Annotated in this window: 1 protein-coding gene; it reads left to right on the top strand. The window is 72.7% G+C overall.

Annotation, left to right across the window (positions count from 1 at the left end):
• The first annotated feature begins 158 nt into the window (after nt 1–158).
• A complete protein-coding gene (locus tag SSBG_RS28210) occupies nt 159–2552 on the top strand; it encodes a phosphoketolase family protein (RefSeq protein WP_008749452.1) in 2394 nt (797 codons plus the stop codon).
• Nucleotides 2553–2565: the final 13 nt, after the last annotated feature.

Below are 2565 nucleotides of genomic sequence, written 5' to 3'. Positions count from 1 at the left end.
CCCCGGGGAAAGGCCGGGTGGCCCCGCGTGCGGGGGCGGGCGGGGGGAAGGGGAGGGAGGGCCCGGCGGTGCGGTGTTCCGGCCGCCCGGGCCAGCGGCGGTCCCGGCCGGGGCCGCCGGCGAGAGGTGTCACCGACAGCCGTGCTGAAAGGCTTGCGATGCGGGAATTCACGTACGAGACACCGGCCCCCGTGGCGCCCGAGCTCGCGGACGCCGAGCTGGACGCGCTGCTGGCGCACTGGCGGGCCGCCAACTACCTGGCGGCCGGGCAGATCTACCTCATGGACAACCCGCTGCTGCGGGAGCCGCTGCGCCCGGAGCACATCAAACCGCGGCTGCTCGGCCACTGGGGCACGGTCCCCGGGCTCAACCTCGTGTACACGCACGTCAACCGGCTGATCCGGCTGCGCGGTCAGCGGGCGCTGTGCGTGTGGGGGCCCGGGCACGGCGGGCCCGGGGTGCTCGCCAACAGCTGGCTGGAGGGCTCGTACTCGGACGTCTACCCGGACGTCAGCCGCGACGAGGCGGGCATGAAACGCCTGTTCAAGCAGTTCTCGTTCCCCGGCGGGGTGCCGAGTCATGTCTCGCCCGAGCTGCCCGGGTCGATCCACGAGGGCGGCGAGCTGGGGTATTCGCTGCTGCACGCGTACGGGGCGGCCTTCGACAACCCCGATCTGCTCGTGCCCTGCGTCGTCGGGGACGGCGAGTCGGAGACCGGGCCGCTGGCCGGCTCGTGGCACTCCAACAAGTTCCTGGACCCGGCGCACGACGGCGCGGTGCTGCCGATCCTGCACCTCAACGGCTACAAGATCGCCAATCCGACGGTCCTCGCGCGGCTGCCCGAGACCGAGCTGCACGACCTGCTGCGCGGCTACGGGTACCGCCCGATCGAGGTCGTGGGCGACGACCCGGCGTTCGTGCACCGGCAGATGGCCGGGGCGCTCGCGCAGGCGGTCGGCAGGATCGACGAGATCCAGGCGCGGGCGCGCCGGGGCGGCTCCACGGACCGGGCGCACTGGCCGATGATCGTGCTGCGCACGCCGAAGGGCTGGACGGGCCCGAAGCTGGTCGACGGGCTGCCCGTCGAGGGTACGTGGCGCGCGCACCAGGTGCCGCTCGCCGAGGTGCGCACCGAGCCGGAGCACCTGCGCCAGCTGGAGGAGTGGATGCGCTCCTACCGGCCCGAGGAGCTGTTCGACGAGCGGGGGGCGCCGGTCGCGCGGGTCCTGGAGTGCGTGCCGGAGGGCGATCTGCGGCTCGGTTCCGGTCCGCACGCGAACGGGGGCCGGCTGACCCGCTCGCTGCCCGCTCCCCCGCTGGAGGACTTCGCCGTCCCGGTGGAGCGGCCCGGGACGAGTACGCACGAGCCGACGCGGGTCCTCGGCCAGTACTTCGCGCGGATCATGGAACTCACCGCGGACCGGCGCGACTTCCGCCTGATGGGCCCGGACGAGACGGCGTCGAACCGGCTGAACGCGGTGTACGACGTGACGGCGAAGACGTGGCAGGAGGAGATCCTGCCGGTGGACGAGCACCTGGCACGCGACGGGCGGGTCATGGAGGTGCTGTCGGAGCACATGTGCCAGGGCTGGCTGGAGGGGTACACCCTGACCGGCAGGCACGGCGTCTTCTCCACGTACGAGGCGTTCGCGCACATCATCGACTCGATGGCCAATCAGCACATCAAGTGGCTGGGCACCGCGCGGAAGCTGTCCTGGCGGGCGCCGGTCCCCTCGCTGAACTACCTGCTCTCCTCGCACGTGTGGCGCCAGGACCACAACGGCTTCTCGCACCAGGACCCGGGCTTCATCGACCACGTGCTCAACAAGAGCCCCGAGGTCGTCCGGGTCTACCTGCCGCCGGACGCCAACACCGCCCTGTCCACCGCCGAGCACGTCCTCCAGAGCCGTGAGTACGTCAACGTGGTGATGGCGGGCAAGCAGCCGTCCTTCGACTGGCTGACCCTGGAGGAGGCGCGCGGGCACTGCGCGCGCGGCGCGGGGATCTGGGAGTGGGCGGGCACGGAGGAGGGCCGGCTGCCGGACGTCGTGCTCGCCTGCGCGGGCGACACCCCGACGCTGGAGATCCTGGCCGCCGCGCAGATCCTGCGGCAGCGGCTGCCGGAGCTGGCGGTCCGGGTCGTGAACGTCGTGGACCTCGCGCGGCTCCTCCCGGCGAGCGAGCACCCGCACGGGATGCCGGACGCCGACTTCGACGGCCTCTTCACGAAGGACAAGCCCGTCATCTTCGCGTACCACGGCTATCCGTGGCTGATCCACCGGCTGGCCTACCGGCGGGCCGTGCACCCGCACCTGCACGTGCGCGGCTACAAGGAGCGCGGCACCACGACGACGCCCTTCGACATGGTCGTGCTCAACGACCTGGACCGCTTCCGGCTCGTCATGGACGTCATCGACCGGGTGCCGGGGCTCGCGCAGCGCCAGGCGGCGCTGCGGCAGGAGATGGCGGACACGCGCACGCGGCACCGCGCGTGGGTGCGGGAGCACGGCGAGGACCTGCCCGAGGTGGCGCAGTGGCACTGGGAGGGCTGAGCCGGGGGCCCGG

It is taken from the genome of Streptomyces sp. SPB074, from assembly GCF_000154905.1.
In the GTDB taxonomy this organism is placed as follows: domain Bacteria; phylum Actinomycetota; class Actinomycetes; order Streptomycetales; family Streptomycetaceae; genus Streptomyces.
This window is presented reverse-complemented; position numbering and strand designations above follow the sequence as displayed.